Source organism: Novosphingobium sp. 1529 (assembly GCF_040544855.1).
Classification (GTDB): Bacteria; Pseudomonadota; Alphaproteobacteria; order Sphingomonadales; family Sphingomonadaceae; genus Novosphingobium; species Novosphingobium capsulatum.
In genome coordinates, this window is the sequence record NZ_JBEPKW010000001.1 from 822,564 (window position 1) to 847,707 (window position 25,144).

Below are 25,144 nucleotides of genomic sequence, written 5' to 3' on the forward strand. Positions count from 1 at the left end.
CCGCCCTGCAAGGGGAACCTATGGCGATGGTGCCGCCAGATCGGGCGACAGGCCGGTATAGGCCGCCAGGAACGCCAGCACATCCGCGCCGCCAGCAATCACCTTGTCGACGCTCTTGCCGCCACCATGGCCGGCGCCCTGCTCCACCCGCAAGAGATGCGGCAGCGGGCCGATATCGGCCGCCTGCAGCGCGGCGGCATATTTGAAGCTGTGTGCGGGCACAACGCGATCGTCGGTATCGGCGGTGGTTACCAGGATAGCGGGATAGCGCACGCCAGCGCGGATGTTGTGATAAGGCGAATAGGCGCGCAGCACTTGCCAATCGGCCGCACGGGCAGGATTGCCATAGTCATCCATCCAGAACCGGCCGGCGGTGAACTGGTCAAAGCGCAGCATGTCCATCACCCCGACATCGGGGTTGGCCGCGGCAAACAGATCGGGCCGCTGATTGACCACCGCGCCCACCAGCAAGCCGCCATTGGAACTGCCCTGGATTGCCAGGCCACCCTTGGGCGTGATGCCCTGGGCGATGAGATATTCGCCCGCGGCGATGAAATCATCGAAGCTGTTCTGCTTGGCGGCAAGCCGGCCGCCATCGTGCCACGCCTCGCCAAATTCGCCGCCACCGCGAATGTTGGCCAAGGCAAAAGCGCCACCGGCGGCGATCCACGCCATGCGCACCGGCGACCACCCCGGCGTGAGCGCCACATCGAACCCGCCGTAGCCATAGAGCAGCGTCGGCAGCGCCTGCCCGGCGAGCGCGGCACGGCGGCTGCGCACCAGATAGAGCGGCACCATCGTGCCATCCTTGGAGCGATAGCGGCGCTGTTCCACCACATAGTCTGCCGGATCGAACGACAGGCGCGGCTGGGCAAACGGCGTCGCCTGCCCGGTTTTCAGATTCAGGCGAAAGATCGTGGGCGGCAGGTTGAAGCTGGAAAACTGATAGAACGTTTCGTTGTCACCCGGCCGCCCGGCAAAGCCCGACGCGACGCCGATGCCATTGAGTGTGATCGCCCGCGCCGGCTTGCCGCGCAGATCGGTGACCACGGCGGTGGTGGCGCCATCGTGCTGATAGGACAGGATCAACCGGTCCCCCACCACATTGCCGCCGGACAGGCTCTGGCTGCGTTCGGGCACGATCACCCGCCAGCGCGGCGCGGCATTGGCCAGATCAAGTTCGGCGACCATGCCATTGGGCGCACCGGAATTGGTGATGAACCACAACCGATCGCCCAGCCCCTCGATCGGCTTCCATTCGTGAGCGAAATCGGTAACGAGCGGCAGCACGCGCCAATCGCCGCGCCGCCAGCCATCGCCGCGCAGATCGACCAGGTGGACCATGCGGCGCGCATCGGTGCTGGCCTCGGTGGTGATGACCGCCCAGCGGCCGTCCGAGGTGACGAAGGCCTTGTGCCCCCATTCGGGATGATCGGGCGTGGCAAAGACCAGTTCATCGGCCGCTTGCGGCGTGCCCACGCGGTGAAACCACACGGCCTTGCCCGCCAGCACCGCGCGATAGGCCTGCCCCTGGGCCGGCGCGGGATAGCGCGAATAGAGGAAGCCTTCGTCGCCCAGCCACCCGATCAGCGTATCGTTGGCCCATTCCAGGCGATCATCGAGCATGTGGCCATTGCGCGCATCGACCACGCCCAGCGTGCGCCAATCGCTGCCATCACGCTGGCGGCCGAACGCCAGAAAGCGCCCGCTGCGCGAAGGCACCCACAGGTCTAGCGCTTCTGTCCCATCGCCCGACCAGCCATTGGGATCGATCAGCAGGCGCGGCGTTCCGCTGTCACCGTCCTGCACATAAAGCAGGGACTGGTTCTGCAAGCCGGTGTTGCGCAAATAGAAGTAGCTGCGCCCTGCCTTGCGCGGCAAGGACACGCGCGGATAATCGAGCAAGCTCCGGATGCGCGCGGCAAAATCGGCACGGGCCGGCAAAGCCTTGAGGAACGCGCCGCTCAGGCGGTTTTCGCGGGCCACCCAATCTGCCACCTCCGGGCTGGTGCGCAGATCGGCTTCGAGCCAGCGCCACGGATCGGCCACGGCCTGGCCAAACGGCTTGTCGACCACCGCGTCGCGCCGGGCCAAGGGATAGAGTTCGCGGGACAGGATCAGGCTGGCCCCCGGGGCCATGGTGGGGGTTAGCGGGGTGTGGCTGGAGGTGCCGGCATGCTCACTGCGGACAACGTCAACCGCGCCTTCCACGGCGCCATCGGCCAAGGGCGCAGGGGCAGGCGCGGTGGCGGCGGTGGCTTGGCCACCACCCGCCACCAGCCCAGCCAGCGTTCCCGCCAGCAGCGCCTTGCGCCATCCTGTCCCAAACCTTGTCATTGTTCGGAAATCTCTAGCACCAGCACAGCGACGGCGCCAGAGATTGCACGGTCAAAGATAGACTTCAGGGGCGCGGCGTCAGCCCGGTGAAATGGGCCAAGAACGCCTGCACATCGGCGGTTTCCTCGATCTGCTTGTCGATCGGCTTGCCCGAACCATGGCCAGCGCGCGTCTCGATGCGGATCAGGTGCGGCTTGGGCCCGATCGCGGCGGTCTGCAGCGCCGCAGTATATTTGAAGCTGTGCCCCGGCACGACGCGATCGTCGGTGTCGGCGGTGGTCACCAGGATGGCGGGATAGTCCACGCCCGAGCGCACGTTGTGATAGGGGGAATAGCGGCGCAGCACGCGCCAATCGGCTTCCTTTTCGGGATAGCCATAGTCATCCACCCAATAGCGCCCGGCGGTGAACTGGTCGAAGCGCAGCATGTCCATCACGCCCACGGCAGGGCTGGCCGCCGAAAACAGATCGGGCCGCTGGTTGGTCACCGCGCCGATCAGCAGGCCACCGTTGGAGCCACCCTCGATCGCCAGGCCATGGCGCGGCGTCACGCCATTGGCGATCAGCCATTCGCCTGCGGCAATGAAATCGTCGAACACGTTCTGCTTCTTGTCGCGCCGGCCGGCATCGTGCCACGCATCGCCATATTCCCCGCCGCCGCGTAGGTTTGCCAGGGCAAAGGCGCCGCCGCTGTCGATCCAGGTCATGAAACCGGCGGAAAACCATGGGGTAAGCGCCACATTGAAGCCGCCATAGCCATAGAGCAGCGTGGGCAGCGGGCCCTTGGCATCCTTGCGGCGGACGATGAACATCGGCACCTTGGTGCCGTCCTTGCTGGGATAGAACACCTGCTCCACCCGGAAATCGGCCGGATCGAACGTCAGGTGCACCGGCTCCCACGGGGTGGTTTTCGCCGTGGCGGGATCGAGCGCCAGCACCGTGGCAGGCTGGGTAAAGCTGCTGAACGAGAGATAGGCATGGCGATCGCCGGGCCGGCCGCTCAGGCCCGAGGCGCTGCCGATGCCGGGCAGGCTGACCGCACCGGCCGGCTTGCCATCAAGATCGAACGCCAGGACCTGGCTCTTGGCATCGTGGATATAGCTGGCGAACAGGCGGTTGCCGGCAATGCCGACGGATTCGAGGTTGTCCTTGCTTTCGGGCACCACGGTATCGAAGCGCGGCGTGCTGCCCGACAGATCGACCCGCACGATCTTCTTGAGCGGGGCGCCATCGCCCGACACGAACCACAGCTGATCGCCCACGCCATCGACGAAATCCCATTGCGCCTTGAGATCGGGGATCAGTGCGGTAACCGGCCCAATCTTGCCGTTGGTGACGCGCGCAACGTGCACGGTGTTGACCGGATCGGTGCCCTCGCTGCTGGTGATCACCACCCAGCGCCCATCGCTCGAAACGCTGGCGCCGTGGCCGCGCTTGGGCAGCTCGGGCGTCGCGAACACCGGCTGATCGGCGCTTTGCGGCGTGCCCAGGCGGTGGAGCCACACCGTCTGGTTATAGTTCAGCGCCTGGAAGGCCTGGCCTTCCTTTGGCTCGGCAAAGCGGGAATAGAGCAGCGCATCGTTGCCCAGCCAGGCCAGGCCGGAAAACTTCACCCACTTGAGTTCGTCGGCCAGCGGCTTGCCGTCGGCCACGCCGACAAACTTCACCGTCCGCCAATCCGAACCGCCATCCTGCACCGAATAGGCCAGCAGGCGCCCGTCATCCGATGCCGCCCAGGCATCGAGCGCAGTGGCGCCATCCTTGGCCCAGGTATTGGGATCGAGCAGTACCCGTCCCTTGGTGCCCACCGGCGCATCGGCAGGGCGCACCAGCAGCTGCGACTGGTTCATCAAGCCGCTGTTCCAGCTGTAGAAGACCGAAGCGCCACGGCGCTGCGGCAGGCCAAACCGTTCGTAATCGATCAGCGCCTTCATCCGCTTTTCCAGCGCGGCACGCTCGGGCAACTGCTTGAGATAGGCTGCGGTATAGGCGCTTTGCGCCTGGACCCAGGCCGCCACCTTGGCATCGGTGCGCACGTCGGCTTCCAGCCAGCGCCAGGGATCGGACACCTTTTCACCGAAATGGTCCTCCACCAGCGGCACTTGCGGGCTGGCGGGATAGGGCGGCAGTGACGGCATGGCCTGGTCCTTGGCAAGGGTGGGCGGCGTCTGGGCAAACGCAACCGGGGTGGCAAGCGCAAGCGGGGCGGCCATGGCCAGCCACAAGCGGTTCTTCATTGCGATATCCTGACAAGACGGGGGGTGGTTTCGCCAGAAACTACCGCAGGATCGCCCCAGTGCAACAGACTTTGCAACGATCAGGAATAGCGGCCCAGCATCGGCGGGCGATGCAGGCACTGGGCAAAGCGGAACGGCCGCACTGTCAGAGGTGGCACTGTGCCTGCTGCGGGATGATCGGCGTTCATCAGGATGACGTCGGCCTCTGGCAGCACGGCCGAGCGCACGGCAAGCAAGAGCCCCCGCCCAGAGTTCGCCCAGGCATCGACAAACGCAATCGTGTCGGCGCGATCAAGGCCATCGGGCACACGTTCGAGCACGGCGGCAATCTCCGTCCACCCCAGATCGAACGGCGTTTCGCAGGTTTCTGCCGGCTCTGCCAGATAGCGTTGCTGTACCAGCACGGCGAGGCCGGCCTCGCTGGCAAATGCACGATGCGGTGCCCGGGCGAACAATAGCGCCCGCCAAAGCGCAGCGTTCCTGCCCCGTCCAACGCGTGTTCCCCGGCCTTGACCAAACGCCATACGATCATGGGGCCGTTCTATGCTGGAGCCAGCGGGCGGGCAAGCCTATCACAACGCACGAAAAACGGGCGGAGCCTTGCGGCCCCGCCCGTCATCCGGTTCGTCCGATGGTGGGGCGCGATGCCCCGCCCAATCAGGCGTTTTCGAGTTCGTCTTCGTCGGCAGTCAGCACCGGACCCGAATCGAGGCCCTTGGCCGACGTGTCACGGTCCACCAGCTCGATCACGGCGATCGGGGCGGCGTCCGAGGCGCGGTAGCCGGCCTTGATGATGCGGGTGTAGCCACCTTCACGGTCGGCGTAGCGCGCGGCCAGAACTTCGAACAGCTTCTTTTCCTGCGCTTCGTCAAGCAGACGGGCGTGGGCAAGGCGGCGGTTCGACAGGCCACCATGCTTGGCCAGCGTGATCAGCTTTTCGACGTAGGGACGCAGTTCCTTCGCCTTGGGCGTGGTGGTGGTGATCTGCTCGTGCTTGATCAGCGCGGCGGCCAGATTGCGCAGCAGCGCAATACGGTGCGACGAGGTACGACCCAGCTTACGCTGGCCCAGCTTATGACGCATAACTCATTCTCCGTTTGTAGGGGGGCCGTGTGAGGTACCCCGATCCAGGCCGACTTGAGGGGCAGCCCGTTCCCTTTCCTTGCGAGGTTGCAGCGCTGTGCTGCGGCCAGGCCGGTACGGAAAAGCGTTCCGTGCCGGCCCTGCCCACCCAATCAGCCGAGCAGTTCCTGCTCGAGCTTCTTGGCCATTTCCTCGATGTTTTCCGGCGGCCAGCCAGGGATGTCCATGCCGAGGCGCAGACCCATCGACGAGAGCACTTCCTTGATCTCGTTGAGCGACTTGCGGCCGAAGTTCGGCGTGCGGAGCATCTCGGCCTCGGTCTTCTGGACCAGGTCGCCGATGTAGATGATGTTGTCGTTCTTCAGGCAGTTGGCCGAACGCACCGACAGTTCCAGCTCGTCCACCTTCTTGAGGAGGTAGCGGTTGAGCTGGTTGGCGTCGCTTTCTTCCGGCGCATGGGCGGCAACGCCGGCCAGCGACGGCACGTGGCCGGTCGGCACCTGGTCGTCGAAGTGGACGAACAGCGCCAGCTGATCCTGAAGGATGCGCGCAGCATAAGCCACGGCGTCTTCCGGGGTGACGGTGCCATCGGTTTCGACCGAAAGGCTGAGCTTGTCGTAGTCAAGCTCCTGGCCGATGCGGGCGTTGTCCACCTTGTAGGACACCTGACGCACGGGCGAGTAGAGCGAGTCCACCGGGATCAGACCGATCGGTGCATCCACCGGGCGGTTCGACACGGCCGGGACATAGCCCTTGCCGGTGTCGCAGGTGAGTTCCATGTTGAAGGTCGCGCCTTCATCCAGATGGCAGATCACCAGATCCTTGTTCATCACCTCAATGTCGCCGGTCACGGCGATATCGCCGGCCTTGACTTCGCCCGGCCCGATCGCGGAAAGCTGAAGACGCTTGGGGCCTTCGCCCTGCATCTTGAGCGCGATCTGCTTGACGTTGAGCACGATGTCGGTGACGTCTTCACGCACGCCGGCAAGCGACGAGAATTCGTGCAGCACGTTCTCGATCTTGATCGACGTAACCGCAGCCCCCTGAAGCGAAGAGAGCAGCACCCGGCGCAGCGCATTGCCGAGGGTAAGACCAAAGCCACGCTCAAGCGGTTCGGCAACGAAAGTCGCGCGACGCTTCGGATCGTGACCGGGCTTGATGTCGAGATTGTTGGGCTTCTTCAGTTCCTGCCAGTTCTTGATGTTGACAGTCATGGAATTCCCCTAGGGTTTTTCGAGAGCGCCGGCAGTCGGCCAGAAGGAAGCCGCAACCGGTCAAGATATTGGGCGGGTGTGGCGCGCGTGGTACCTCGCGCGCCACTCGCCAAAGGGCAGGTCAGACGCGACGGCGCTTGGAAGGACGCACGCCGTTGTGCGGGATCGGGGTCACATCGCGGATCGCAGTGATGGTGAAACCCACCGCCTGCAGAGCGCGCAGGGCGCTTTCGCGGCCCGAACCCGGACCCTTCACTTCCACTTCAAGGGTGCGCACGCCGTGTTCGGCGGCCTTCTTGCCGGCGTCGTCCGCAGCCACCTGAGCGGCGTACGGGGTCGACTTGCGGCTGCCCTTGAAGCCCATCATCCCGGCAGACGACCACGAAATGGCGTTGCCCTGGGCATCGGTGATGGTGATCATGGTGTTGTTGAAGCTGGCGTTAACGTGCGCAACACCGCTGGTGATGTTCTTGCGCTCGCGGCGCTTAATGCGCTGAGGTTCGCGTGCCATGTGCTGAATTCCTGTCGAGAAACCGTTGGGAAGATCTAAAGCCTGAAAGGCCTGATCTTACTTCTTCTTGCCGGCGATCGGCTTGGCCTTGCCCTTGCGGGTGCGCGCATTGGTGTGCGTGCGCTGGCCACGAACCGGCAGGCCCTTGCGGTGACGCAGGCCACGATAGCAGGCCAGGTCCATCAGACGCTTGATGTTCATCGCGGTTTCGCGACGCAGATCGCCTTCCACGGTGTGTTCAGCGTCGATCGCTTCACGGATCTGGAGCACTTCGGCGTCCGACAGATCCTGAACGCGACGGGCGTGATCGATGCCGAGCTTGTCGGCGATCTGGCGGGCCTTGAACGAGCCAATGCCATGAATGTAGGTCAGCGCCACGATCACGCGCTTGTTGGTGGGGATATTGACCCCGGCAATACGAGCCACTTGTTTCTCCGTTTGCTCCACAGAGCGCCGAATCGAAATTGGCGCCCTATCTCATCGCGACAACACCCGCCAAAAAACGCCAAATTGCAGCCCGCGCAAGCACTTGCCCCGGACTTCAAATGACCCTTCTCGTTCGAGTGAAAGGCGCGCTTAAGCTTTTTGCAGGGAAAGGTCAACCACAAAGGGCACGTTCCCCACGCAGACGGGTGAACGTGCGCCCCTCCATGAGCACGGGGGCCAGCTTTGGTGACATCGTCCTTATACGCCACAAGCGCCGCGTCGCAAAGCACGATTCGCGCGCGGGCGTGATCCCGCCCGTGCCGTGCCGGCACGTCTTGTCAGTGATCGCTGCCCGGCCCCATGGCAGCGTCGAATGCGGCCTGCGCGTCCTTTTGCGCGGTCGCTTCATCACGCGGCGAGGCCCCCGCGGGCTGGGCCGCAGGCTTGGGCTTGGCGGGCGCGGGCTTGGCCGGAGTGGCCCTGGCCGGCGCCGGCTTTTTGGCGGACTTGGCCGCTGCCGCCTTGCCTGGTGCTGCCTTGGCCACAGCGGGCTTGGCCGAAGGGGCCCTGGCCGCTGCTGGCGCAGGGGTGTCGTCGGAAACGACCAGCCCGTCATCGTCGGCAACGGCTGGCGCCGTGGTGCGGCTGCGCGCCGGGCCCGGCGGCAGGCTGGGCAGACCACGCAGGGTGCCGAGCGGACGGCTGCTGACCGGCGCGCCATCGGGGTCGAGCGACGGGCCCTGCGGTGCGTTGCGCGAGACCGGTGCCGAGTCGCCGTTGTCAGAACGGTCAGCCGGGGCCTTGGGGGTAATGATCGGCACGGCGCCATCGCCGGCCAGCGCGCCGCCCAGCTTGTCGGCCAGGCCGGCGATCTGCTGCCCCAGCATGCGATCGACCGCCGGTGCGATCTGATCCATGCGATAGCGCATGTAGCCGCCGACGACATATTCGATGAGAATGCGCGTACCGCGATCACCCGCCTTCAGCGTGATCGTCATGGAGCCGAGCACGGCCTCACTTTGCAATGGCCCCAGCGCGCCGGTCATGCGCAGCGCGCGCCCCGGCTCGACATAGACCACGCGCATGTGCTGGACGCCGCCGGCCAGGGCCCCTGCCCCGCCTTGCTTGCTCGCTGGCAGCTTTTCACAGAAACAGCCGCCCGGCACCGGATCGAGCGTCAGGTTCGCCGCTTCCCCGGAAAACGTGTGCTCGCTGGACCACCAGGTCGCCGGCTTGACCAGTGCGCGCCAGGCCTCGGCTGTAGAAGCGCCAACGTCGACCGTCTGGCGAATGACAAAGCCATTGTCATCGCGCGCAACGATCTCGGCATGGGCGGGCACGGCCAAAGCCGCGTTGCCCGCCACGGCGGCCAAAAGCAGTCCCGCGACCCTGCTTGAAAGCCGTGATCGCACTGGGCACACTCCTTTTCGCCGCAACGTTGCCAAGCTTCCCACGATAGTCGGAAAGCCTGGGTGCTTTAAGCCAGAATCGCCTCGATCGAGGCGGTCACGGCATCCATGTCCGCCATGCCGTCCACGCGCGCCACGATGCCGCGCGCTTCATAGATCGGCAAAATCGGCGCCGTCTTAGCACGATACTCGGCCATGCGCGTGCGCACGGTTTCCTCGTTGTCGTCAGGACGGCGCTTGAATTCGTGGCCACCGCACTTGTCGCAGGTGCCAGCAACCTTGGGCTGCTCGAACGTGTCGTGATAGCCCTTGCCACAGGTGGCGCAGGTATAGCGGCCGGTAATCCGCTCGACCAAGGCGTCTTCGTTCACATCCAACTCGATCACGTGATCCAGCTTGCGGCCACGGCTGGCGAGGATCGCATCAAGCGATTCGGCCTGGGCAGCGGTGCGCGGATAACCATCGAAGATAGCCCCGGTACCGGCGCCCATAGCATCGAGTTCGTCACCGATCAGCGCCGAGACGATCTCGTCAGAGACCAGCTGGCCCGCTTCCATCACGGCCTTGGCCTTGAGGCCAACCGGCGTGCCGGCCTTGACGGCGGCGCGCAGCATATCGCCGGTGGAAAGCTGCTTGAGGCCATGGCGTTCGACCAGGCGTTGGGCCTGGGTGCCCTTGCCAGCGCCCGGCGGGCCGAGAAGAATGATATTCACTTTGGCAGTCCCCCTCTTCGACACCTGCGCGATCAGCGCAGTCGGCCCTTCAGCTTGGCCTTTTTGATCAGGTCGCCATACTGGTGCGCCAGCAGGTGCGACTGGATCTGGGTGATCGTATCAACCGTGACGTTGACCACAATCAGCAAGCTGGTGCCACCGAAGAACAGCGTGCCCATCCCTGTCTCGGACATGATCCATTCCGGGATGACGCACACGAAGGTGATATAGGCGGCGCCCAGCACGGTGATGCGCGTCAGCACGTAATCGAGATACTTCTCGGTGTTCTTGCCGGGGCGGATGCCGGGGATGAAGCCGCCATTGCGCTTGAGGTTCTCGGCCGTTTCTTCCGGGTTGAACACCACGGCGGTGTAGAAAAAGCTGAAGAACACGATGCCCAGGGCATAGAGGAGCATATACAGCGGCTTGCCGTGGCCCAGGTACTGGTTGAGGCCGATGATGATCTTGCCCGTGGTCGTATCGGGCGAGATCGACTTGCCGGCGAACTGGGTAATGGTCAGCGGCAGCAGCAGCAGCGAGCTGGCAAAGATCGGTGGGATCACGCCGGCGGTGTTGAGCTTGAGCGGCAGGTGGCTGCGATCGGCGGCCATCATGCCGCGCTGCGTGGCGCGCTTGGGATACTGGATCAGCAAGCGGCGCGTGGCGCGTTCGAAGAAGCAGATCAGCACGACGACCCCGAGGATCAGCGCGATCACGCCCGCAATCACGAAGCCATTGAGCTGACCCGAGCGACCCTGTTCGAACAGGTTGCCCACGAACTTGGGCATCTGCGCGACGATACCGGCCATGATGATCAGCGAGGTGCCGTTGCCGATGCCGCGCGCGGTGATTTGCTCACCCAGCCACAGCAGGAACATGGTGCCGCCGATCAGGCTGATCACAGCGGTAACGCGGAACAGGAAGCCGGGCAGCACAACCGCCTGGATACCGCTCGAAGCGCCATAGGCTTCAAGCCCGGTAGCGATCGCATAGCCCTGCACCGCGGTAAGGAACACGGCGCCATAGCGGGTGTACTGGTTGAGCTTCTTGCGGCCGCTTTCGCCTTCCTTCTTGAGGGCGGCGAGCGCGGGGTGAAGCGAGGCGGCCAGCTGCACCACGATCGAGGCCGTGATGTAGGGCATCACGCCCAGCGCGATGAGGCTCATGCGCTGGAGCGAACCGCCCGAAAAGGCGTTGAAGATATCCAGGATCCCGCCGCGCGTCTGATTGTAGAGCGTTTCGAGGATCAGCGGGTTCACGCCGGGCAACGGCACGAAGCTCAAGAAGCGGAACACGATCAGCGCACCGACCGTGAACCAGATGCGGTTCTTCAGTTCGGTCGCCTTCGAGAAGTTCGACAGGTTGAGATTGCTGGCGATGTTATCGGCGCGGGATGCCATGGTCGGGTATCAAGCCTTGCTGTGGCCCGGTCCGGCCGACGCCCGATCGCGAAATTCGCTTCGGATGTGTCAGGCCCCGCCCGGCGGGCTGCGCGTCAATATGGTGCGTTCAATACTGTACGGGCCATATAGGACGGGCGCAGGGATGCAATAACCCCCGCGCCCGTTTTACGCGATAATTAAAAGGTCTCAGGCTTCGGCGGCAGCCTTGGCCACGGTCACTTCAACCGCGCCACCCAGCTTTTCCACCGCGGCCACGGCACCCTTGGAGGCACCGGCAACCTTGAAGCTGACCTTGGTGGTCAGTTCGCCCTTGGCGAGCAGACGCACGCCGTGCTTGCCGCCACGGGCCAGGCCAGCAGCCTTGAGCGCCGCGTGATCGACCACGCCCGAAGCATCGAGCTTGCCGGCGTCGATGAACTTCTGGATCATGCCCAGGTTCACTTCGGCATAGTCCTTGGCGAAGATGTTGTTGAAGCCGCGCTTCGGGATGCGCATGTGCAGCGGCATCTGACCGCCTTCAAACCCGTTGATCGAAACGCCCGAGCGCGCCTTGGCACCCTTCTGGCCGCGGCCAGCGGTCTTGCCCTTGCCCGAGCCGATGCCACGGCCCACGCGCATGCGGCCCTTGCGGGCGCCGCCATTGTCGGAAATCTGGTTAAGCTTCATGAGATGCACTCGCTTTCGCTTTGAGTCGCGCTGATAGGAAGAGGCGCCCTTAGTGGGTTGGGGCCAGCTTGTCACCCCCCAGAGGACGACTCTTGATCGGATGGCAGCGCGCTTGCGCTTGCGCCCTTCGACAGACTCAGGGCGAACGGGGTGGGAATTTGGTGCAACTGCCGTTCGGGCTGAGCTTGTCCAAGCCCCTTCCCCCGGAACGCCAAACGAAAAGCCCCGCGCACCAGGCGATGCGCGGGGCTTTTCTGAAAGCTCTGCTCAGAGGGCTATGGTCAGTCGACCACGGCCACCATGTGCGGCAGCTTGGCAATGGCGCCACGGGTTTCAGCGGTATCTTCCACTTCAACCACGCGGTTCATCTTGCCCAAGCCCAGGCCGATCAGAATCTTCTTCTGATGTTCCGGGCGACGAATCGGCGAACCGATCTGCTTGATCTTGATCGTAGCCATGACCGATTACTCCGCGATGGCTTCGGCAGCGGCTTCGGCTTCGACCTGCGAAGCACCACCACGACCGAGCAGATCAGCGACCTTCTTGCCGCGACGCTGGGCAACAGACTTCGGCGAAGTCTGGTCCTGCAGCGCGTCGAAGGTGGCGCGGATCATGTTGTACGGGTTCGACGTACCGACCGACTTGGTCACCACGTCGTGCACACCCAGGCTTTCGAAGACGGCGCGCATCGGGCCGCCCGCGATGATGCCCGTACCGGCCGGGGCCGAACGCACATTGACCTTGCCTGCACCGAAACGGCCCTTGCCGTCGTGGTGAAGGGTGCGGCCTTCCTTGAGCGGAACGCGAACCATCTTCTTCTTGGCAGAAGCAGTGGCCTTGGTGATGGCTTCCGGCACTTCGCGGGCCTTGCCGTGACCGAAGCCAACGCGACCCTTGCCATCGCCGACCACGACCAGAGCCGCAAAGCCGAAGCGCTTGCCGCCCTTCACGGTCTTGGAGACGCGGTTGATGTGAACGAGCTTTTCGATCAGCTCTTCACCCTGGTCCTCGTCATTGTTGTTGCGGCCACGACGGTCGTCGCGACGGCCACGGCCGCCACGTTCACCGCGTTCGCCACGCTCACCGCCACGGCCACGACCGCGACCGCGACCTTCGCGCTGCTCGCCACCGGTCTGTTCGACGGGGGCAGCGGCATCGCCCTGCAGGTTGGTTTCGTCAGCCATGATCAGAACTCCAGGCCGCCTTCACGGGCAGCATCAGCCAGCGCCTTGACGCGGCCATGGAACAGGTAACCGCCACGGTCGAAGACGACGGTGGTGACACCGGCTTCCTTGGCCCGTTCGGCGATCTGCTTGCCCACCAGGACAGCAGCGTCGACATTGGCGCCGATCGACTTCTCGCCCTTCACCAGCGAGGAAGCGGCGGCCAGGGTACGGCCGGCAGCATCGTCGATGATCTGCGCGTAGATGTGACGGCCCGTGCGATGCACGGAGAGACGCGGACGACCGCCAGCACGTGCCTTGAGGGCAGTGCGGACGCGGCGACGGCGGCGATCGAAGAGAGACAGCTTGGCCATTACTTCTTCTTCCCTTCCTTGCGGAAGATGAACTCGCCACGGTACTTGATACCCTTGCCCTTGTAGGGCTCGGGCTTGCGCCAGCGGCGAATTTCGGCCGCAACCTGGCCGACCTTCTGCTTGTCGATACCCGAGATTTCGACCGTGGTGTTATCCGGGGTCTTGATCTCGATGCCTTCCGGCACGGCGAAATCGACGTCGTGGCTGTAGCCGAGCTGCAACTTCAGGTTCTTGCCCTGAGAATTGGCACGGTAGCCGACGCCGGTGATCAGAAGGACCTTGGTATAGCCTTCGGTCACGCCGGTAACGAGGTTGGAAACGAGCGTGCGCTGCATGCCCCAGAACGCGCGAGCGCGCTTGGTATCGTTGGCAGGCTGCACCGAGATCGCACCGTCTTCGACGGCGTAGTTGATCTCGTCGACGAGCGAGAGCGTGAGGGTACCCTTGGGGCCCTTCACGGTCAGCACGCCGTTCGCGATGTCAGCGGTGACGCCACTCGGGATCGCCACCGGCCTTTTGCCGATGCGGCTCATCAGAACACCTCCGCCAGCACTTCGCCACCGACGTTGGCAGCACGTGCTTCGGCATCCGAAAGCACGCCCTTCGGCGTCGAGACGATGGTGATGCCCAGGCCATTGCGCACAACCGGGAGTTCCTTGGAACCCGAGTAGACGCGGCGGCCAGGCTTGGAGACGCGGGCCACATGCTTGATCGCAGGCTGGCCTTCGAAGTACTTCAGCTCGATGCGCAGCTGCGGGTGAACGCCAGTGGCGTCTTCGCTGAAGCCGCGGATATAGCCTTCGCGCTGAAGAACTTCGAGAACGTGTGCACGCAGCTTGGAAGCGGGCGAGAGGACCGAGTCCTTCTTCGCCTGCTGGCCATTGCGGATGCGGGTGAGCATGTCACCCAGGGGGTCGGTCAATGCCATCGTAGAGGCTCCTTACCAGCTCGACTTCGTCACGCCGGGGATGAGCCCCTTGTTGGCGAGATCGCGCAGTTCGATGCGGCAGAGACCGAACTTGCGGTAGTAGCCACGCGGGCGGCCGGTGGTGTTGCAACGGTTGCGGACACGCGTGGGATTCGCGTTACGCGGCAGCTCGGCCATCTTCAGGCGGGCAATGAGGCGCTCGGTTTCTTCGAGCGATTCATCGTCGGCCTGGGCCTTGAGCGCAGCGTACTTGGCCGCAAACTTTTCAACGAGCTTCTTACGACGCTCGTTCTTGTTGATCGAACTCAGTTTCGCCATGGACTTAAGCTCTTTCCTATGACTGGCTTCAGGCGGCCTGCGCCTGTTCGGCGGCTTCCTGCGGGAACGGGAAACCGAACAGGCGAAGCAGTTCACGTGCCTCGTCGTCGGTCTTGGCGGTGGTGGTCACGATGATGTCGAGACCGCGCACCTTGTCGATCTGATCGTAGCTGATCTCAGGGAAAATGATCTGTTCCTTGAGACCCATCGCATAGTTGCCACGGCCGTCAAACGACTTCGGGTTCAGGCCCCGGAAGTCGCGAATGCGGGGCATTGCGATGGTGATCAGGCGGTCAAGGAATTCGTACATGCGTTCACGGCGCAGGGTAACCTTGCAACCGATCGGCATGCCTTCGCGCAGCTTGAACTGCGCGATCGACTTCTTGGCCTTGGTGATCACCGGCTTCTGGCCAGCGATCAGTTCCATTTCGGCTGCAGCGGTCTGGACCTTCTTCTTGTCCTGGCTCGCTTCGCCAACGCCCATGTTCAGCGTGATCTTGTCGATCCGCGGAATTTCCATGTCGTTCTTGTAGCCGAACTTCGCCTTCATCGCGGCTGCGATTTCAGCGTCGTACTTGCCCTTGAGGCGCGGAGTGTACTTGTCAGCCATCGATGGCCTCCCCGGACTTGACGGCCACGCGAACCTTCTTGCCATCGCGGGTTTCGAAGCGGACGCGGGTGGGCTTGCCATCCTTGTCGGCCACGGCAACCTTCGAGATGTGCATCGGCGCTTCAAAGCGATCGATGCCACCCTGCGGGTTCTGCTGGCTGGGCTTGCGGTGACGGGCAGCGACGTTCACGCCGGCCACGATGACCTTGTCTTCCTTGGGAAGAACCTGGAGGACGGTGCCGGTACGGCCCTTGTCCTTGCCCGTGCGAACGACGACGTTATCGCCCTTCTTGATCTTGGCGGCAGCCATTACAGCACCTCCGGAGCAAGAGAGATGATCTTCATGAAGCCCTTGCCGCGCAGTTCGCGCACCACGGGGCCGAAGATACGGGTGCCGATGGGCTCTTCGTTCTTGCCGACGAGCACAGCAGCGTTGCCGTCGAAGCGGATCACGCTGCCATCGGGACGACGAACGTCCTTCTTGGTGCGCACGATAACCGCACGATGGACGTCGCCCTTCTTGACACGGGCGCGGGGCTGCGCCTCCTTCACCGACACCACGATGATGTCGCCGACGCTTGCGGTACGACGCTTAGACCCGCCCAGCACCTTGATGCACTGGACGCGCTTAGCGCCGCTGTTGTCCGCGACGTCGAGATTGGATTGCATCTGGATCATTGATCCGGTTCCTTCTCACTGGCTTGCCGGAACCAGTCCGGCAGTTCCAAAAACGTGACGCTCCCTAAGACCGAGAACGGACGTTTTGTCAAACGTCCGCTTCGATCGCGGCGGTCTTCCCAGCCAGAACCCGGTCGATAACCTTCCAGGTCTTGAGCTTGGAGTACGGCGAGGTCTCTTCGATCCGCACCGTCTCGCCGGTCTTGAAGGCATTCGCCTCATCGTGGGCGTGATACTTCTTCGAGCGACGGATGATCTTCCCGTACAGCGGGTGCTTCACCTTGCGCTCGACCTTCACGACCACGGTCTTGTCGGTCTTGTCGGAAACCACGGTCCCGATCAGGATACGCTTGGGCATCGTGTGTCTCCTTAAGCCTTGGCAGTGCGAGCACGCTCGCCCTGCAAGGTCTTGATCCGCGCGATGTCGCGGCGCACTTCCTTGATGCGCGCCGGACGCTCCAGCTGGCTGGTCGCCGCCTGGAAGCGCAGGTTGAACTGTTCGCGCTTCAGCTCGGCGAGGTCAGCAGTAAGCTGGTCGTCGCTCTTGACGCGGAGGTCTTCGAACTTAGCCATCATTCCTACTCCTTACTCGCCACCAAGGTGCGAGGTATCGCCGAGGCGAGCCACAACCTTGGTCTTGATCGGCAGCTTCATCGCAGCGCGGCTGAAAGCTTCGGCGGCCAGGGGGCCGGCGACGCCATCGAGCTCGAACAGGATCTTGCCGGGCTTCACGCGGGCAGCCCAGTATTCCACCGAACCCTTGCCCTTACCCTGACGGACTTCTGCCGGCTTCTTGGTCACCGGAAGGTCAGGGAAGATGCGGATCCAGAGACGGCCCTGGCGCTTGATGTGGCGGGTGATCGCGCGGCGAGCCGCTTCGATCTGACGAGCGGTGACCCGCTCCGGTTCCATGGCCTTGAGGCCATAGGAGCCGAAGTTGAGGTCGGTGCCGCCCTTGGCGTTGCCGTGGAGACGGCCCTTGAACGCCTTGCGGAACTTGGTCTTCTTGGGTTGCAGCATGGTGCTAGCCTATCCTCAAGCCTCAGCGCGCCGGACGGACGCCAGAGGTCTGTGCCTCAAGCATCAGGCGGTCCTGCGCCAGCGGGTCATGACCCAGGATCTCGCCCTTGAAGATCCAGGTCTTGATGCCGATCACGCCGTAGGCGGTGTGGGCTTCGGCTTCGGCGTAGTCGATGTGCGCGCGCAGGGTGTGCAGCGGAACGCGACCTTCACGGTACCATTCGACGCGGGCGATTTCCGCCCCGCCGAGACGGCCACCGCAGGTGATCTTGATGCCTTCGGCACCAAGACGCAGCGCGGACTGAACAGCGCGCTTCATCGCACGGCGGAACGCCACGCGACGGACGAGCTGGTCGGCAATGCCCTGGGCAACGAGCTTGGCATCGATTTCCGGCTTGCGGATTTCAACGATGTTCAGCTTCACGTCGCTGTTGGTCAGCTTGGCAAGCTTGGCGCGGAGCTTTTCAATGTCCGCACCCTTCTTGCCGATGATCACACCCGGACGGGCCGCGTAGATCGAGATGCGGCACAGCTTGGCCGGACGCTCGATCACCACCTTCGAGATCGCTGCCTGCGGCAGGCTCTCGACGATGAACTTGCGGATCTGAAGGTCTTCCTTCAGCAGCTGCTGGTAGTTGCGCCCTTCGGCGTACCAGCGGCTGTCCCAGGTGCGGTTGATCTGCAGACGCAGACCGATGGGGTTCGACTTGTGACCCATGGCTCAGGCCTCCTCGACTTCACGGACGACGATCCGAAGGCGCGAGAACGGCTTCAGGATGCGGGTCGACTTGCCACGACCACGGGTGTGGAAGCGCTTCATCGTGATCGACTTGCCAACCGAGGCTTCCGCCACGACGAGCGCGTCGACGTCCAGGTTGTGGTTGTTTTCCGCGTTGGCGATCGCCGAAGCGAGCACCTTGCGGGCGTCAACCGCCATGGCCTTCTTCGAGAAGGACAGGACATTGAGGGCGTCTTCAGCCTTCATGCCGCGGATCAGGGCAGCAACCAGGTTGAGCTTCTGGGCCGAACCACGAATGTTCGTGTTGACGGCCAGAGCTTCCTTGTCACCGACCCGGCGGGGAGCAGCAGACTTGCTCATCAGCGCTTACCCTTCTTGTCAGCGGCGTGGCCGGGGAAGTTGCGCGTCGGCGCAAATTCACCAAGCTTGTGGCCGACCATCTCTTCGCTCACGGAGACGGGGATGAACTTCTGCCCGTTGTAGACGTTGAACGTCAGACCAACGAACTGCGGGATGATGGTCGAACGACGCGACCAGGTCTTGATGGGGCCAGCGCGGCTGCCAGCATCCTGGGCCACTTCGGCCTTCTTCAGGAGGTGCAGGTCGACGAAGGGGCCCTTCCAGACGGAACGTGCCATGGGGTCTTACCTCTTCTTCTTCGCGTGGCGCGAACGAATGATGAACTTGTCCGTCTTCTTGTTGTGACGGGTGCGGGCGCCCTTGGTCGGCTTGCCCCACGGAGTGACCGGATGACGGCCACCCGAGGTGCGGCCTTCACCACCACCGTGCGGGTGGTCGACCGGGTTCTTTGCCACACCGCGCGTCAACGGACGACGGCCAAGCCAGCGGTTACGACCGGCCTTGGCAAGATTCTGGTTCGAGTTGTCGGGGTTCGACACGGCGCCGACGGTGCCCATGCAGTCGCCACGCAGGTAGCGCTGCTCGCCCGAGTTCAGGCGAACGATCACCATGCCGCGGTCACGACCGACGAGCTGGACGTAGGTACCGGCCGAACGGGCGATCTGACCGCCCTTGCCCGGCTTCATTTCCACGTTGTGGATGATGGTACCAACCGGCATCTGCGACAGGAGCATCGCATTGCCAGGCTTCACGTCGGTCTTCTCACCGGCAACCACCACGTCGCCCACGGCCAGGCGCTGCGGCGCCAGGATGTAGGCCTGCTCACCGTCTTCGTACGTGACGAGGGCGATGAACGCGGTGCGGTTGGGATCGTATTCCAGACGCTCGACAGTGGCCGGCATGTCCCACTTACGACGCTTGAAGTCGATGAAGCGGTACTTCTGCTTGTGGCCGCCCGCGATACCGCGGCTGGTCACGTGGCCCTTGTTGTTGCGGCCGCCGGTCTTGCTCTTGCCTTCGGTCAAAGCCTTGACAGGCTTGCCCTTCCACAGAGCCGACTTGTCGACGAGGACCAGGCCGCGGCGTGCGGGGCTGGTCGGGTTATAGCTCTTGAGTGCCATGGTCTATGCCTTCGCCTCAGATACCGCTGGTGACGTCGATCGACTGGCCCGCGGCCAGGGTCACGACAGCCTTCTTGACGTCGGTGCGCTTGTAGGGCTTGCCCTTCCAGCGCTTGGTCTTCCCCTTCTGGGTCAGCGTGTTCACCTTGGTGACCGTGACATTGAAGAGGGCTTCCACCGCCGCCTTGATCTCCGGCTTGGTCGCCTTTTCGGCAACCTTGAAGACCACGGCATTGTTTTCGCTCAGCAGCGTCGCCTTTTCGGTGATGTGGGGAGCCACGATCACGTCATAGTGACGCGTGTCGATTGCGTCCTTAGCCATTGAAACGCGCCTCCAGCTTCTCGACCGCGGCGCGCGTCAGCACCAGCGTATCATGCTTCAGGATGTCGTAGACGTTGGCGCCGATGGCGGGGAGCACGTTGACGCCGACGATGTTGCGGGCCGCGCGGGCAAAGCCCTCGTTGACCTGCTCACCATCCACGACGAGCACCTTCTTGCCGAAGCCGGCCTTGGCCAGCGTACCGGCCAGCGCCTTGGTCTTGGCGTCGGTCAGTTCCAGGCTGTCGATCACGACCAGGCCGTTCTGGGCCTTGGACGAGAGCGCCATCTTGAGACCGAGAGCGCGCACCTTCTTGTTCAGCGAAACGCTGAAGTCACGAACGCGCGGACCATGGGCCTTGCCACCGCCGATGAAGATCGGGGCCTTGCGGTCGCCGTGACGAGCGGTACCACCACCCTTCTGACGGCCGAACTTCTTGCCGGTGCGGGCAACGTCCGAACGCTCGCGAGCGCCACGGGCCGTGCCACGACGGTTTTCCAGCTGCCAGGTCACAACGCGGTGCAGGATGTCGGCGCGCGGTTCGAGACCGAACACGTCATCTGCGAGTTCCACGTCGCCGGCGGCCGAACCGTCCAGATTGAGGACTTGAACCTTCACGACTTAGCCCTCCTGGCCATCGGCGGCTTCGGGAGCGGCCTGTTCGTTGGTGTTGGCGGCCTTGAGACCAGCGGGATAAGGCGCCTGCGCGTGGCGATCGACCTTGACCGCGTCACGAACGAGCAGCCAGCCGTTCTTCGCGCCAGGGACCGAGCCCTTGACGAAGATCAGGCCGCGCGCATCGTCGGTGCGAACGATTTCGAGGTTCTGCTGGGTGCGCTGACGGTCGCCCATGTGGCCGGCCATCTTCTTGTTCTTGAAGACGCGACCCGGATCCTGGCGGTTACCGGTCGAACCGTGGGCACGGTGCGAGATCGACACGCCGTGCGTGGCGCGCATACCGCCGAAGCCCCAACGCTTCATGGCGCCGGCAAAGCCCTTGCCCTGGGTGTGGCCGGTGATGTCCACGTACTGGCCAGCAACGAAGTGCGAAGCGGCGATGCTGGCACCGACATCGAGCAGCGCGTCATCAGCGACGCGGAACTCGGCGACCTGCATCTTCAGCGGCACTTCTGCCTTGGCGAAGTGCTCGCGCTGCGGCTTGGCAACGTTCTTCTGCTTGGCTTCGCCAGCACCCAGCTGAAGCGCGACGTAACCGTCACGTTCGGCAGTGCGGACCGAAACCACCTGGCAATCTTCAAGCGAAAGGACGGTGACCGGCACGTGCCGACCATCTTCCTGGAACAGGCGGGTCATACCCACCTTCTTCGCGATCACGCCGGTGCGCATGATCTCATACTCCTCACAGAGGCCTTCGAGGGCCCATCCCCCAAAGGCGTGTTCAGCCCGTATAAGAAGCATGCCCCGTCCGGGCTGAGTGCCCCTGCCTGAACAGGAGCGAACGGGGGACGCTTTCCCGACCCTTGGCGCCGCGCCCGAAGGCAGCGGCAGGAGGCCGGAGGTATCCCTTTTGTCGCGGCAGAACGAATTTTCCGCCAAGCCAGCCTCAGGGCCGGAAGAGATGATGGATCACAAGTGACCCAAAACTGGAAACCGATGAGGCTCGGTCAAGCCGCCCTGCCCGCCACGCATGTGGGGGCGGGGCCAGGGCGCTGGCATCAGGCCAGCTTGATCTCGACGTTCACGCCGGCAGCGAGGTCCAGCTTCATCAGCGCGTCGACAGTGGCAGCGTTGGGCTGCACGATGTCAAGCAGGCGCTTGTAGGTGCGGACTTCAAACTGTTCGCGCGACTTCTTGTCGATGTGCGGACCGCGGTTGACGCAGAACTTCTCGATGCGGGTCGGCAGCGGAATGGGACCACGAATCAGGGCGCCGGTGCGGCGGGCGGTGTCCGCGATTTCACCAGTGGCCTGGTCCAGTACGCGATGATCGAAGGCCTTGAGGCGAATGCGGATGTTCTGGGCTTCCATGTCCGTTTACCGATGCGAAAGAGCGAAAACAAAAACCAGCCGCCCTACCCTCTGATCCCCTCCCGATGGATGGGGAGAAAGCGGGGCGACTGATCAAAAAGACCGTCCGGCGGGAGAGCGAATCTCCCGCCGGTCCGGCGCCTATATTACTTCGTGATCTTGCTGACAACCCCCGAACCGACGGTCCGGCCGCCTTCGCGAATGGCGAAGCGAAGACCTTCGTCCATGGCGATCGGCGCGATCAGCTTGACCGACAGGGTGAGGTTGTCGCCCGGCATCACCATTTCGGTGCCTTCGGGGAGAACCACTTCACCGGTGACGTCGGTGGTGCGGAAGTAGAACTGCGGGCGGTAGTTGGCGAAGAACGGCGTGTGACGGCCACCTTCGTCCTTCGACAGCACGTAGACTTCGGCGGCGAATTCGGTGTGCGGCGTCACCGAACCCGGCTTGGCGAGAACCTGGCCACGCTCGACTTCTTCACGCTTGATGCCACGGATCAGGGCGCCGACGTTGTCGCCAGCTTCACCCTGGTCGAGCAGCTTGCGGAACATTTCCACGCCGGTGACGGTGGTCTTCTGGGTGTCCTTGAGGCCGATGATTTCGACTTCTTCACCCACCTTGACGATGCCGGTTTCGATACGACCGGTCACCACGGTGCCGCGACCCGAGATCGAGAACACGTCTTCGACGGGCATCAGGAAGGGCTTGTCGGTCGGACGCGGCGGCTGCGGGATGTAGCTGTCGACAGCGGCCATCAGCTCGGTGATCGAGTTCTTGCCGATGTTGTCGTCGCGGCCTTCGAGAGCGGCGAGAGCCGAACCCTTGACGATCGGAATATCGTCGCCCGGGAAGTCGTACGACGAGAGCAGTTCACGAACTTCCAGTTCGACGAGTTCGAGGATTTCCTCGTCGTCAACCTGGTCGACCTTGTTCATGTACACGACCAGAGCCGGCACGCCGACCTGGCGGGCGAGCAGGATGTGCTCGCGGGTCTGCGGCATCGGGCCGTCAGCAGCGTTCACGACCAGGATCGCGCCGTCCATCTGGGCGGCACCGGTGATCATGTTCTTCACATAGTCAGCGTGACCCGGGCAGTCGACGTGCGCGTAGTGACGGTTGGCAGTTTCATACTCGACGTGTGCAGTCGAGATGGTGATGCCGCGTTCGCGCTCTTCAGGAGCCTTGTCGATGTTCGCGTAGTCCGTGAACGTCGCGCCGCCGGTTTCGGCGAGGACCTTGGTGATCGCTGCGGTCAGCGTGGTCTTGCCATGGTCAACGTGACCGATGGTGCCGATGTTGCAGTGCGGCTTGTTCCGCTCAAACTTAGCCTTGGCCATTGTTCAAACCTTCTATTCGCTTGTCTGTGAATTCTGCGGGGTACGGCACCCGACGGAATCAGGCGCCGCCCCTAGCCTGATCAGAGTGATCAGGCAAGCTTCTCCTTGACCTCAGCCGCGACATTCGCCGGAACTTCGTCATAGTGAGAGAACTGCATGGTGTACTGCGCGCGACCCTGCGTGAAAGAACGCAGCTGGTTCACGTAGCCGAACATGTTCGCGAGCGGCACCATGGCGTCGACGACCTGGGCGTTGCCCCGGCTGTCGGTACCCTGGATCTGGCCACGACGCGAGTTCAAGTCGCCGATCACGTCACCCATGAATTCCTCAGGGGTCACGACCTCGACGCTCATGATCGGCTCGAGCAGCTTGATGCCCGACTTCTGGGCCGCTTCACGCATGGCACCGCGACCGGCGATTTCGAAGGCCAAGGCCGACGAGTCGACGTCGTGGTATGCACCGTCGTAGAGCAAGATTTCGAAGTCGATGATCGGGAAGCCAACCAGCGAACCGGTGGCTGCCGTTTCGCGCATGCCCTTTTCAATCGCGGGGATATATTCCTTGGGAATATTACCGCCCTTGATTTCATCCTTGAAGATGATGCCCGAACCGCGTTCGCCCGGCGTGATCTTGACCTTCACGCGGCCGAACTGACCGGTACCACCCGACTGCTTCTTGTGCGTGTAGTCGAGGTCCACCGGCTTGGCGAGGTATTCGCGGTAGGCCACCTGGGGCGCGCCCACGTTGGCTTCCACCTTGAATTCGCGACGCATGCGATCGACGATGATGTCGAGGTGCAGTTCGCCCATGCCCTTGATGATCGTCTGACCCGATTCGTGATCGGTCGAGACGCGGAACGAGGGATCTTCGGCAGACAGGCGATTGAGCGCGATGCCCATCTTTTCCTGGTCGGCCTTGGTCTTGGGCTCCACCGACAGTTCGATAACCGGCTCGGGGAATTCCATGCGTTCGAGCACGATCGGCGCGCGTTCGGCGCAGAGCGTGTCGCCCGTGGTGGTTTCCTTCATGCCGGCCAGCGCGATGATGTCGCCAGCGAACGCTTCGTCGACGTCCTTACGGTCGTTGGCATGCATTTCGAGCATGCGGCCGACCTTTTCCTTCTTCTGCTTCACCGAGTTCAGGTAGGTGCCCTTGGTGAGCGTACCCGAATAGATGCGGATGAAGGTGAGCGAGCCGACGAACGGGTCGTTCATGACCTTGAACGCCAGCGCCGAGAACGGCGCGTCGTCCTTGGGCGGACGGCTGTCCTTCTCGTCGCTGTCGACCTTGACGCCCTGGACGTCTTCAATGTCGAGCGGCGAAGGCAGGTAGTCGACCACGGCGTCGAGCAGGGGCTGCACGCCCTTGTTCTTGAACGCCGAGCCGCAGCACACCGGCACGAACGAGTGGTTCAGCGTACCCTTGCGGATCAGCTTCTTGAGCGTTTCGGCGTCGGGCTCGTTGCCTTCGAGATAGGCTTCCATCGCCTCGTCGTCCTGTTCGACGGCGAGTTCGATCAGTTCCGAACGGTAGATCGCGGCTTCATCAGCCAGGTCAGCCGGGATTTCTTCGTAGAAGAATTCGGCGCCGAGCGATTCGTCCTTCCAGATGATCGCGCGGTTGTTGACCAGGTCGACCAGGCCCTTCAGATCGGCTTCGAGACCGATCGGAATGTAGAGCACGGCAGGCTTGGCACCGAGACGGTCGATGATCGACTGCACGCAGTACTTGAAGTTGGCGCCGGTGCGGTCGAGCTTGTTGATGAAGCACATGCGCGGCACGCCGTACTTGTCGGCCTGGCGCCACACGGTTTCCGACTGCGGCTCAACGCCGGCAACGCCGTCGAAGCACGCAACCGCACCGTCGAGCACGCGCAGCGAACGTTCGACTTCGATGGTGAAGTCGACGTGGCCGGGGGTGTCGATGATGTTGATGCGGTGGTCGTTCCAGAAGCAGGTCGTCGCGGCCGACGTGATCGTGATGCCGCGTTCCTGTTCCTGTTCCATCCAGTCCATCGTCGCAGCGCCGTCGTGCACTTCGCCGATCTTGTAGGACTTGCCGGTGTAGTAAAGGATGCGCTCGGTCGTCGTCGTCTTGCCGGCGTCGATGTGCGCCATGATACCGATGTTGCGGTAACGCTCGAGCGGATGGCTGCGGGCCATGGTGTGTTCCTTGGGTTCGGGAAGGGCC

General features: G+C 63.5%; 33 protein-coding genes. All 33 read right to left on the minus strand.

The genetic code is table 11. The features are described from left to right. Positions 1-18: 18 nt before the first annotated feature. Positions 19-2,337: a prolyl oligopeptidase family serine peptidase gene (locus ABIC78_RS03615; RefSeq protein ID WP_354487912.1), complete on the minus strand. Its 2,319-nt coding sequence runs from the start codon at positions 2,335-2,337 to the stop codon at positions 19-21. A gap of 64 nt (positions 2,338-2,401) precedes the next feature. Next, positions 2,402-4,573: a prolyl oligopeptidase family serine peptidase gene (locus ABIC78_RS03620; RefSeq protein WP_354487914.1), complete on the minus strand. Its 2,172-nt coding sequence runs from the start codon at positions 4,571-4,573 to the stop codon at positions 2,402-2,404. Between the two features lie 80 nt (positions 4,574-4,653). Continuing rightward, on the minus strand, positions 4,654-5,028 hold the full coding sequence (locus ABIC78_RS03625) for a hypothetical protein (protein ID WP_354487916.1): 375 nt from the start codon (positions 5,026-5,028) through the stop codon (positions 4,654-4,656). 202 nt (positions 5,029-5,230) lie between these two features. After that, entirely contained in the window at positions 5,231-5,656 is a 426-nt protein-coding gene (gene rplQ, locus ABIC78_RS03630; protein WP_022675077.1) for a 50S ribosomal protein L17, read from the minus strand. A gap of 152 nt (positions 5,657-5,808) precedes the next feature. After that, positions 5,809-6,870: a DNA-directed RNA polymerase subunit alpha gene (locus tag ABIC78_RS03635; protein ID WP_022675076.1), complete on the minus strand. Its 1,062-nt coding sequence runs from the start codon at positions 6,868-6,870 to the stop codon at positions 5,809-5,811. A 121-nt stretch (positions 6,871-6,991) separates the two neighbouring features. Next, on the minus strand, positions 6,992-7,381 hold the full coding sequence (gene rpsK / locus ABIC78_RS03640; RefSeq protein ID WP_008065643.1) for a 30S ribosomal protein S11: 390 nt from the start codon (positions 7,379-7,381) through the stop codon (positions 6,992-6,994). A gap of 57 nt (positions 7,382-7,438) precedes the next feature. Further along, a complete protein-coding gene (gene rpsM, locus ABIC78_RS03645) occupies positions 7,439-7,807 on the minus strand; it encodes a 30S ribosomal protein S13 (protein WP_022675075.1) in 369 nt (122 codons plus the stop codon). A 338-nt stretch (positions 7,808-8,145) separates the two neighbouring features. Beyond that, a complete protein-coding gene (locus ABIC78_RS03650; protein WP_354487919.1) occupies positions 8,146-9,180 on the minus strand; it encodes an SRPBCC family protein in 1,035 nt (344 codons plus the stop codon). A gap of 104 nt (positions 9,181-9,284) precedes the next feature. Next, positions 9,285-9,929, minus strand: a complete 645-nt coding sequence (locus ABIC78_RS03655; protein WP_022675042.1) for an adenylate kinase — start codon at positions 9,927-9,929, stop codon at positions 9,285-9,287. A 32-nt stretch (positions 9,930-9,961) separates the two neighbouring features. Continuing rightward, positions 9,962-11,329: a preprotein translocase subunit SecY gene (gene secY, locus ABIC78_RS03660; protein ID WP_054130538.1), complete on the minus strand. Its 1,368-nt coding sequence runs from the start codon at positions 11,327-11,329 to the stop codon at positions 9,962-9,964. 189 nt (positions 11,330-11,518) lie between these two features. Then, complete coding sequence (gene rplO / locus ABIC78_RS03665) at positions 11,519-11,998, minus strand: 50S ribosomal protein L15 (protein WP_168351692.1); 480 nt, start codon at positions 11,996-11,998, stop codon at positions 11,519-11,521. Positions 11,999-12,279: 281 nt separating this feature from the next. Further along, a complete protein-coding gene (gene rpmD, locus ABIC78_RS03670; protein ID WP_022675045.1) occupies positions 12,280-12,456 on the minus strand; it encodes a 50S ribosomal protein L30 in 177 nt (58 codons plus the stop codon). A gap of 6 nt (positions 12,457-12,462) precedes the next feature. Continuing rightward, entirely contained in the window at positions 12,463-13,182 is a 720-nt protein-coding gene (rpsE, locus tag ABIC78_RS03675) for a 30S ribosomal protein S5 (RefSeq protein WP_022675046.1), read from the minus strand. Between the two features lie 2 nt (positions 13,183-13,184). Next, complete coding sequence (gene rplR / locus ABIC78_RS03680) at positions 13,185-13,535, minus strand: 50S ribosomal protein L18 (RefSeq protein WP_022675047.1); 351 nt, start codon at positions 13,533-13,535, stop codon at positions 13,185-13,187. Continuing rightward, positions 13,535-14,068, minus strand: coding sequence for a 50S ribosomal protein L6 (gene rplF, locus ABIC78_RS03685; protein WP_054130540.1), 534 nt, complete (start codon positions 14,066-14,068; stop codon positions 13,535-13,537). The genes rplR and rplF overlap by 1 nt, the downstream gene beginning before the upstream one ends. Continuing rightward, a complete protein-coding gene (rpsH, locus tag ABIC78_RS03690) occupies positions 14,068-14,463 on the minus strand; it encodes a 30S ribosomal protein S8 (RefSeq protein WP_022675049.1) in 396 nt (131 codons plus the stop codon). Before rpsH ends, rplF begins: the two co-directional genes overlap by 1 nt. A 12-nt stretch (positions 14,464-14,475) precedes the next feature. Continuing rightward, positions 14,476-14,781, minus strand: coding sequence for a 30S ribosomal protein S14 (gene rpsN / locus ABIC78_RS03695; RefSeq protein WP_022675050.1), 306 nt, complete (start codon positions 14,779-14,781; stop codon positions 14,476-14,478). Positions 14,782-14,809: 28 nt separating this feature from the next. Further along, complete coding sequence (gene rplE / locus ABIC78_RS03700; RefSeq protein ID WP_022675051.1) at positions 14,810-15,391, minus strand: 50S ribosomal protein L5; 582 nt, start codon at positions 15,389-15,391, stop codon at positions 14,810-14,812. Beyond that, positions 15,384-15,701, minus strand: coding sequence for a 50S ribosomal protein L24 (gene rplX, locus ABIC78_RS03705; protein ID WP_022675052.1), 318 nt, complete (start codon positions 15,699-15,701; stop codon positions 15,384-15,386). The genes rplE and rplX overlap by 8 nt, the downstream gene beginning before the upstream one ends. Further along, positions 15,701-16,069, minus strand: a complete 369-nt coding sequence (gene rplN, locus ABIC78_RS03710) for a 50S ribosomal protein L14 (protein WP_022675053.1) — start codon at positions 16,067-16,069, stop codon at positions 15,701-15,703. Before rplN ends, rplX begins: the two co-directional genes overlap by 1 nt. Before the next feature lie 88 nt (positions 16,070-16,157). Further along, the gene (rpsQ, locus tag ABIC78_RS03715) at positions 16,158-16,427 is read right to left on the minus strand and encodes a 30S ribosomal protein S17 (protein ID WP_022675054.1); all 270 of its coding nucleotides are present in this window, start codon (positions 16,425-16,427) and stop codon (positions 16,158-16,160) included. An 11-nt stretch (positions 16,428-16,438) separates the two neighbouring features. After that, on the minus strand, positions 16,439-16,645 hold the full coding sequence (gene rpmC, locus ABIC78_RS03720; RefSeq protein ID WP_022675055.1) for a 50S ribosomal protein L29: 207 nt from the start codon (positions 16,643-16,645) through the stop codon (positions 16,439-16,441). A 9-nt stretch (positions 16,646-16,654) separates the two neighbouring features. Next, the gene (gene rplP / locus ABIC78_RS03725) at positions 16,655-17,089 is read right to left on the minus strand and encodes a 50S ribosomal protein L16 (RefSeq protein ID WP_022675056.1); all 435 of its coding nucleotides are present in this window, start codon (positions 17,087-17,089) and stop codon (positions 16,655-16,657) included. Between the two features lie 22 nt (positions 17,090-17,111). After that, positions 17,112-17,807 (minus strand): 30S ribosomal protein S3, encoded by a 696-nt coding sequence (gene rpsC / locus ABIC78_RS03730; protein ID WP_022675057.1) that lies wholly within the window; start codon positions 17,805-17,807, stop codon positions 17,112-17,114. 3 nt (positions 17,808-17,810) lie between these two features. Beyond that, positions 17,811-18,188 (minus strand): 50S ribosomal protein L22, encoded by a 378-nt coding sequence (gene rplV, locus ABIC78_RS03735; RefSeq protein ID WP_022675058.1) that lies wholly within the window; start codon positions 18,186-18,188, stop codon positions 17,811-17,813. After that, positions 18,188-18,466, minus strand: a complete 279-nt coding sequence (gene rpsS, locus ABIC78_RS03740; protein ID WP_022675059.1) for a 30S ribosomal protein S19 — start codon at positions 18,464-18,466, stop codon at positions 18,188-18,190. The genes rplV and rpsS overlap by 1 nt, the downstream gene beginning before the upstream one ends. 6 nt (positions 18,467-18,472) lie before the next feature. Next, the gene (rplB, locus tag ABIC78_RS03745; RefSeq protein WP_022675060.1) at positions 18,473-19,309 is read right to left on the minus strand and encodes a 50S ribosomal protein L2; all 837 of its coding nucleotides are present in this window, start codon (positions 19,307-19,309) and stop codon (positions 18,473-18,475) included. 16 nt (positions 19,310-19,325) lie between these two features. Then, complete coding sequence (locus ABIC78_RS03750; protein ID WP_022675061.1) at positions 19,326-19,631, minus strand: 50S ribosomal protein L23; 306 nt, start codon at positions 19,629-19,631, stop codon at positions 19,326-19,328. Further along, complete coding sequence (gene rplD / locus ABIC78_RS03755; RefSeq protein ID WP_022675062.1) at positions 19,624-20,247, minus strand: 50S ribosomal protein L4; 624 nt, start codon at positions 20,245-20,247, stop codon at positions 19,624-19,626. Before rplD ends, ABIC78_RS03750 begins: the two co-directional genes overlap by 8 nt. A gap of 3 nt (positions 20,248-20,250) precedes the next feature. Then, positions 20,251-20,976, minus strand: coding sequence for a 50S ribosomal protein L3 (gene rplC / locus ABIC78_RS03760; protein WP_022675063.1), 726 nt, complete (start codon positions 20,974-20,976; stop codon positions 20,251-20,253). A gap of 329 nt (positions 20,977-21,305) precedes the next feature. After that, complete coding sequence (gene rpsJ, locus ABIC78_RS03765; protein WP_011444906.1) at positions 21,306-21,617, minus strand: 30S ribosomal protein S10; 312 nt, start codon at positions 21,615-21,617, stop codon at positions 21,306-21,308. A 146-nt stretch (positions 21,618-21,763) separates the two neighbouring features. Further along, positions 21,764-22,954, minus strand: coding sequence for an elongation factor Tu (tuf, locus tag ABIC78_RS03770; RefSeq protein ID WP_022675064.1), 1,191 nt, complete (start codon positions 22,952-22,954; stop codon positions 21,764-21,766). 89 nt (positions 22,955-23,043) lie between these two features. Beyond that, positions 23,044-25,116 (minus strand): elongation factor G, encoded by a 2,073-nt coding sequence (gene fusA, locus ABIC78_RS03775; RefSeq protein WP_028657518.1) that lies wholly within the window; start codon positions 25,114-25,116, stop codon positions 23,044-23,046. Between the last annotated feature and the right edge of the window lie 28 nt (positions 25,117-25,144).